This is a genomic window from Sodalis-like endosymbiont of Proechinophthirus fluctus, assembly GCF_001602625.1.
GTDB lineage: Bacteria > Pseudomonadota > Gammaproteobacteria > Enterobacterales > Enterobacteriaceae.
Map to the genome: position 1 here is coordinate 54,404 of NZ_LECR01000090.1, position 6,014 is coordinate 60,417.

Sequence of the window (6,014 nt, forward strand, 5' to 3'; positions counted from 1 at the left end):
TATGACATAGTGACATTGATCCTCTGGATGCATAACGCTTTGGCGCCGATACAGTATACCCCATGACCGTACTGTTTGACGTTATCGTCATCGGCGTCGGGGTTACCGGTTCCACTCTTGCTTGGGGCGGCTGCCCCCGCAGCGGCGCCAGTACGCTTATGCTGGAGAAGCAGGATTATAACTTTCGCCATCGATGCGGGGTGGCAAGCGACTCAGTTGTCCATATGATCCTGCGCCCCCGGTTTGCGCACATCCACCTGGTCAGCACAAGCACGGCCATTTTCTCATCAGAAGATTTCAAAGAATGCAAATAGACCGCCATGGCCTTAAGATTATCGTCACCCAAAGATTGGGAACTATGTTCCACGACGTTAGTCATAGAGCCGAATCGGCGATAGGGTAAGGCCGTTTCGCTGCGAGTATGACGCACGGGGTGACCGTCTCTTTCGCTGCGTTTTGGAACATCTTCAGCCGTATGCCATTAGGGTTAGCTCATCCGCGATACTCGGATAGGAAAAATCTGGGTAGGTATCGCACTGCTCTCGCCCCATTTCAGCGCCAGAATTTTTAAGCTGGTATCCGCCAGTTCCATTGCTATACTAGCATCGGTCCAGCCAAAACCGGCGATAACGATGTCTACCAGTTCCTTTTTTTAACACCATCGTCAAACTCTTCTCTTCCCTGAGAAATACAGACGGGACCTATGGGTAAGGTTTATTTAGCGCGTCCATCGCCTGATAGTAATCGACTCTGGCGCCGGGGAAACTAATCATTTTCCACGGCGCCAGCGTTTGGTTGCCACTGTGCAGTGGATCGGCAAGGTGGCCTTCTTTGATATTGTCCAGCAATCGGGTAAAAAAGAGTACGCCGGGCACCTCTGCAAATGTCAATTTACCGCTCTCCAGTTGGCTCAGCAGATCGTCTTGTTACGTGGCCATTAGATCAGCGAAGACCTTTTGCCATTATCGCTGACAATGGTCGTTTACGGTACGAATCCAGCGGCGGTAAGTTTCTAGAGGAACGAGCGACGATTGAAATACCCCACTCCGGTACGACGTCGGCAAACGTGGGTTGCATATACCACAGGTGGCCGTAACCGTAGGACAGTTCCATCTGTTTATCGATGAAAACCATCGCAACGCCCGGGCCACTCTCATCCGTAAAGATGAGGCAGTCGGTAGCGGCCAGCAAGAAGCACCATTCGTTATTACTAAAGAAGGTGGGGATATAGTGGGTGCTAACGTCTTCATTCTTCGCGGCAGAACGAGCGTCTGGGCTGGCTAGGGTGGCCACGCTGCTTCCCGCTGCGGCCAAAGGAATAAGCGACAGCGTTTTATACAAATGTTACTTAATGTAAATATATTGTGGTTTTATCAGTAACATAAGCGTCCGAATTTATATGTAATCTAATGTTTTTAACATATAACTCAATGCTCTTCCGTTGTTTTAACAGGAAAAATATTTCGTCAATATTTGTCAGTTTTTGTCTTCCTGCTCATATACGCCACGTTAAGCACCCGCGGCGCAACCCCTCTCCCCGCAAGAGATGGGATAAGTTCTACACCCAAACGGACCTCCTCGGACAGCCATTTGCTCCCCAGATGAACTCAGAACCGGCAGGTGTGCCTGTCAGCGCCGCTCGAGAAAGCCGCCTTTGTCACCCCTTCTTAGGCTGGCAGCTGCACCACCGTCACCGCGCCTCCTCATCGACGGTTCATCCTGGCGTTGTCGGGTTTGCTATCACGCCTGCGCCCTTTCATAGAAGTGGACAGTAACTGATAAGGTACAAAGAGTAAGGGATAATCTGCCGGTATCATAGCCGTCATCCCATAAACTTCATGGCATCACGTAGACCTTACAGCTTGAAAATTCCGCCACCTATCGGCTCTAAGGCCGAGAGATGTTGCCACTGTAAAGCCACCACCGTTTAGGCATCGACCACATTGCAGTAAAAGGCGTTTTTTTAACTCAATTTGTGAAGCAATTAATTTTGTACAAAATATCACGGAACAGGACTTCTTCTAACCGATATTATCCTGGTTAGATTCACTTTAAATGTAGTAATTTTTTAATGAAAAAATCTTTACGATAATAGAGCTGTCCTTTTCTTGTTTCACCCTACTGTCCTTTGCCAGTGAGACATTACCAGGTAGTGAAATACTAGCAGCGCAAAAAGGCGAGGTGCTAGATAAAATTTACACCAACACAAAACCTCATATTTACGCGTGGCGACACCTACAACATCAGCAAAAACGAAACCTCGGACAATATTACTGACTTTACAGCGCTTAATACACGGATATAAAAACATAGCAGCAGATATTATCACTGTACCCGAGGTGGAAAGAAAACCGCAAGAAGCCAAAAAAATAGATCAGATGAAAACGATTGCAAACGCCAACAACTATCACTATGCCTTTGGAAAAGCTATCTATTTTGATGGTGGTGAATACGGTCTGGGTATTTTATCAAAATACAAGATTGCTAAAACTCAAGTGATTCCTTTGCCATCGGGAAAGGCAGAGCAGTGCATGGCGCTGATAACGCATATCGATGTTCCCGGCTTCGATAGTCCGGTGTTGTTTATTGCTACACATTTCGACTGGCAGAAAGATCAAACATTGCACATCGAGAAAGCACATAAAATTATGGATATTATCATTGGCGATACAAAATACGGATTTTAAGGATATTTCCTCTGCTATAAAAATTCTCGCCAGTGGTTTTAATTCAACCTACGATGAGCAATATTTACAAGATAACTGAGATGCGCTTGTGCCATTAAGTTCATTCATCGTTATAATACCTGAATATCCATGTGTACTCCTCAACGGGGAATATACTCTATGCTGGGAATACTCTATGCGGCTGCGCGGTCAGCCATCCAGCGTTCCAAATGATGAATATCGACGCCGTCGGTACTAAACCCCGGATCGACTAACAGTTATTGGTGCAAGGCTAGATTAGTGTCTATACCCTCCGCCCGTGTTTCGAGTAGCGCCCTGCCACATCATGCACGCCAGAACATCTTCCCGGTCAGCGCCGTGGGTAATTAGTTTAGCGATAGTCATAGTAAGGCGGCACCCAATAGCCGGTGGTTACATGGCTATCGATACACATGCTAAAACTGCCGGGCGGCTGCCAGCGCATCACTAAGCCGGGCGTAGGAAACTGCAGGGATTTTCCGGTATTGATGCGGCAATCCACCACGTGCCCGACGCTGCGCACCTTTGCCTGCGTGAAGCCGAGCTGATTGCCGTGCAGATTTTCTGTTGGACAATATCGATGCCGGTAATTATTTCAGTGACCGGGTGTTCCACCTGCAAACGTGTATTCATCTTGATGAAGAACACGTTATCCTGATATAGGAATTCAAAAGTACCGACAGCGCTGTAACCGATTTTCCGGCAGGATGTAACGTAGCACTCGCCTATTTCGCCTACTCGCAGCAGAGCAATACCGGGCGCCGGGGCTTCTTCAGATCACCTTCTGATGGCGGTGCCACAAGGAGCAATCCCAGCTGCCCAACCATAGTGCGTTGCTGTGGTTATTGCATAGAACTTGGATCTCAATGTAGCGCTGATAGGCGAGAAACTTCCGATATATAGGGTGGCCTTGTTGAAGGCACGCTGCGCTTTCTCTCACGTCAGGCGCACCGAGTCAGGTAACGCTTCGGCAGCATGCACAACCTTATGCTACGCTCGTCACCTCACGCAGCTTTGATGATGACCAGATAATCGATATCTGCGACAATCGCCACCAGTTGATGGCCGTCTTCCGGTGCTTACTATCATACCCCGGGCACGCAAGGCATGCTCGCGGCGCGCATCGCCGTTTTAGTGGCGATTTTATCGCCCATAGTGCGTAAGCATACCGCATCTGGCCCGATAAATGTCAGACTGTCTGTCTGCGTTAACGCGTTCGGCGAGTGCAGCATTTTCCGACAGAAAACTATAGCCTGGGTGAACCTGGCGCTGATAGACCTAGTCGTTAGGAGTAACGCCACCTGGTTCAAATAACTCACCCCTGCGGTGGCGAGACCTATACAGATAACCCGGCCGGCTCAGCGAATATAATCCGCCTTGGCATCACCGTCGGAACGCGCGACGATGGTTTTCAGTCCTAAACCGCCGCAGGCGAGCAGAATACGCAACGCAATTTCTCTGCGGTTGGCGATCAAATCAATACGGTGGCAAACATAGGTTTGCCTCATCACGGTATAATTTCAACTTTCAGTCGTGTTCATAGATGTCGATTTCGACAAGATAGTTGCTAGCCATCAGTTCAATCAACGCCTTAATTCGCTGCTAATCTATAAGGTCGCCGTCTACTTGCTTACGAGTAAGGGGGTCGCTATTGAGGCTGACCGGTGAGCTTGAATATATCGACCCGCCCCAAGGCACGGTAAGACAGATTGTCTCTAAGATGATAATCGCAATTTATAGAAACCCGCTCCCAGCAAACTCGCCGCTAGTGCGCGTTCAAAAATGGCACTCAATATACAAGGTAATCGCTATCTCTTTTCTAAGTATAGTCAAGATATCCCTGTTACTAAGGAAACAACATGAATTTGAGTCGGTTGAAATACTTTGTTAAAAGCATAGAAATCGGGAGCCTTTATACAGGCGGCCGAGATGTTATTTGTTTGCCCAAACTACCCTGAACCAGCATAATCAGTATTGGAAAACGGGTTAAAATAGACATTGCTCATCCGCAACAAACACTGTATGCCGCTCACCGAAGCAGGGAAAGTCCTCTATTATAACGCTCAGTTAATTCTGCATTTGTGCGAGCAGGCGTACCAGGAAGTTCAAACCTCCGGCCAGAATATGTCTGACAGCGTCAGCATCGGCTTGACGCAATGTTCCATGGCAGAGTATTTATCTGTCCTTCTATTTAAGGCAGTGCGAGGGGGTCTATCCGGACATTTCGCTGAATTTGAACCAGAATTCCGGTGTTCAGTGAAGTGAATTGGTGATGAACGGCAGTCTGGATCTGGCGCTATTGAGCACCAGTCTCTACGGCACTACCATGCCATTCAGCATCCGGTTTTTTACCCTGCTGGAAGAGCGATTATATTTCGTCAGCAGCTGTCTCCAGGCAGATAAAACGCAAATCGGCTTGGAAGAAATCATCGATATGGCGCTAATTTTACCCAATCGCAACTACTTCCTGTGCAAAACTGTTGACGATGCCTTTATACAGTTCGGCAGTACACCGTGGGCAGTGGCGTAAATATCGACCCATGTCACACTCTCAATGAAGCAGTCATCGCAGGGGATCGACTCCACAATTTTGCCGTCGTCGATCACATTGCAATTGAATGATACCCGCCGGAGTTATATCATGCGCATATAAAGCCGGTGCTACTGACGCCGCTTGCTCTGTGTTAGTCCAAATCCCTATCGCTGTCCACTGCTCGCGCAAGCGGTTAAACAAACTATTCTGGATATTGTCACTCAGCAGGCGTTGAGCGTGAGAATGCGGTAGGAAATGCGCATCGCGCAGGCCCTCACGACGTGGCCGAGGTAGGTCTTATTCCCACCGTGACACCGTTGTTATAAGCTGAATTTCTACCGGCGAATTTCTAGACCCCACAGCGGCGTGGATGTTGATTCCGGCCGTGCCCAGCTCGGCGGAAAGGAAATCAGAGGAAAAATCCTCCAGGCGTGAATGGGCGCTGAATTCCCTCCCTGCTGCCCAAATAAACTCCATTAGACTCAGCGCGCCATCGATATTTTCACTGCTTTTAGCAGTGCCTTTGCTGCATGCAACGGTGCGAAAAACGTGTTCCAGCGCGGGGAGATAGAGGCCCTCAGAGTGATTGCTGTTGAGATAGTCCAGCCGCACCGGCAGCACGACGTGTGCACCCAAGAGCTGCACTAATTTGCGGTTGGCAAAATAATCCAGTTGCACGATGGCCACCTTATATCCCCATTCCCACCGTCACGGCCAGCGCTTAAAATAACGCACACTGGAGTCGGGTAATAATCATATCGTCAATACCCGTCATG

The 6,014-nt window shown here is 48.7% G+C and carries 10 protein-coding genes and 1 pseudogene; 3 read left to right on the forward strand and 8 right to left on the reverse strand.

Annotated elements, in window-relative coordinates; translation table 11 throughout:
* The 3 genes from BG74_RS15035 to BG74_RS18355 form a co-directional block, all read right to left on the reverse strand.
* A partial coding sequence (locus BG74_RS15035) for a hypothetical protein (protein ID WP_204376374.1) occupies nt 1-191 on the reverse strand: 191 nt, incomplete at its 3' end.
* A 510-nt stretch (nt 192-701) separates the two neighbouring features.
* Complete coding sequence (locus BG74_RS18350) at nt 702-890, reverse strand: gluconate 2-dehydrogenase subunit 3 family protein (protein WP_244267484.1); 189 nt, start codon at nt 888-890, stop codon at nt 702-704.
* Nucleotides 891-942: 52 nt separating this feature from the next.
* Nucleotides 943-1,341 carry a hypothetical protein gene (locus tag BG74_RS18355; RefSeq protein ID WP_244267485.1) on the reverse strand — a complete coding sequence of 133 codons (399 nt, stop codon included), beginning with the start codon at nt 1,339-1,341 and terminating at the stop codon, nt 943-945.
* An 884-nt stretch (nt 1,342-2,225) separates the two neighbouring features.
* Between BG74_RS18355 and BG74_RS08925 the strand changes: the two genes are divergently transcribed.
* Complete coding sequence (locus tag BG74_RS08925) at nt 2,226-2,687, forward strand: endonuclease/exonuclease/phosphatase family protein (RefSeq protein WP_066597946.1); 462 nt, start codon at nt 2,226-2,228, stop codon at nt 2,685-2,687.
* A 370-nt stretch (nt 2,688-3,057) separates the two neighbouring features.
* On the opposite strand, the gene BG74_RS15040 is transcribed toward BG74_RS08925, so the two are convergent.
* The 3 genes and pseudogenes from BG74_RS15040 to BG74_RS19945 form a co-directional block, all read right to left on the reverse strand.
* Nucleotides 3,058-3,228, reverse strand: coding sequence for a hypothetical protein (locus BG74_RS15040; RefSeq protein ID WP_204376375.1), 171 nt, complete (start codon nt 3,226-3,228; stop codon nt 3,058-3,060).
* Nucleotides 3,153-3,467: pseudogene (locus tag BG74_RS19940) on the reverse strand (ATP-binding protein); the annotation flags it as partial. The pseudogene BG74_RS19940 and the gene BG74_RS15040, both read right to left, overlap by 76 nt.
* A 10-nt stretch (nt 3,468-3,477) precedes the next feature.
* Nucleotides 3,478-3,645 carry an ATP-binding protein gene (locus tag BG74_RS19945; RefSeq protein ID WP_204376376.1) on the reverse strand — a complete coding sequence of 56 codons (168 nt, stop codon included), beginning with the start codon at nt 3,643-3,645 and terminating at the stop codon, nt 3,478-3,480.
* A gap of 167 nt (nt 3,646-3,812) precedes the next feature.
* Here BG74_RS19945 and BG74_RS21010 point away from each other — a divergent pair, with 167 nt between their 5' ends.
* Complete coding sequence (locus BG74_RS21010) at nt 3,813-4,019, forward strand: hypothetical protein (RefSeq protein ID WP_204376377.1); 207 nt, start codon at nt 3,813-3,815, stop codon at nt 4,017-4,019.
* A 44-nt stretch (nt 4,020-4,063) separates the two neighbouring features.
* On the opposite strand, the gene BG74_RS15060 is transcribed toward BG74_RS21010, so the two are convergent.
* Entirely contained in the window at nt 4,064-4,213 is a 150-nt protein-coding gene (locus BG74_RS15060; RefSeq protein WP_244267504.1) for a biotin carboxylase N-terminal domain-containing protein, read from the reverse strand.
* Nucleotides 4,214-4,977: 764 nt separating this feature from the next.
* On the opposite strand from BG74_RS15060, the gene BG74_RS14415 reads away from it, so the two are divergent.
* Nucleotides 4,978-5,235 carry a type 2 periplasmic-binding domain-containing protein gene (locus tag BG74_RS14415; protein ID WP_187202842.1) on the forward strand — a complete coding sequence of 86 codons (258 nt, stop codon included), beginning with the start codon at nt 4,978-4,980 and terminating at the stop codon, nt 5,233-5,235.
* Nucleotides 5,236-5,535: 300 nt separating this feature from the next.
* On the opposite strand, the gene BG74_RS08945 is transcribed toward BG74_RS14415, so the two are convergent.
* Nucleotides 5,536-5,916, reverse strand: a complete 381-nt coding sequence (locus BG74_RS08945) for a hypothetical protein (RefSeq protein ID WP_204376379.1) — start codon at nt 5,914-5,916, stop codon at nt 5,536-5,538.
* Nucleotides 5,917-6,014 lie beyond the last annotated feature (98 nt).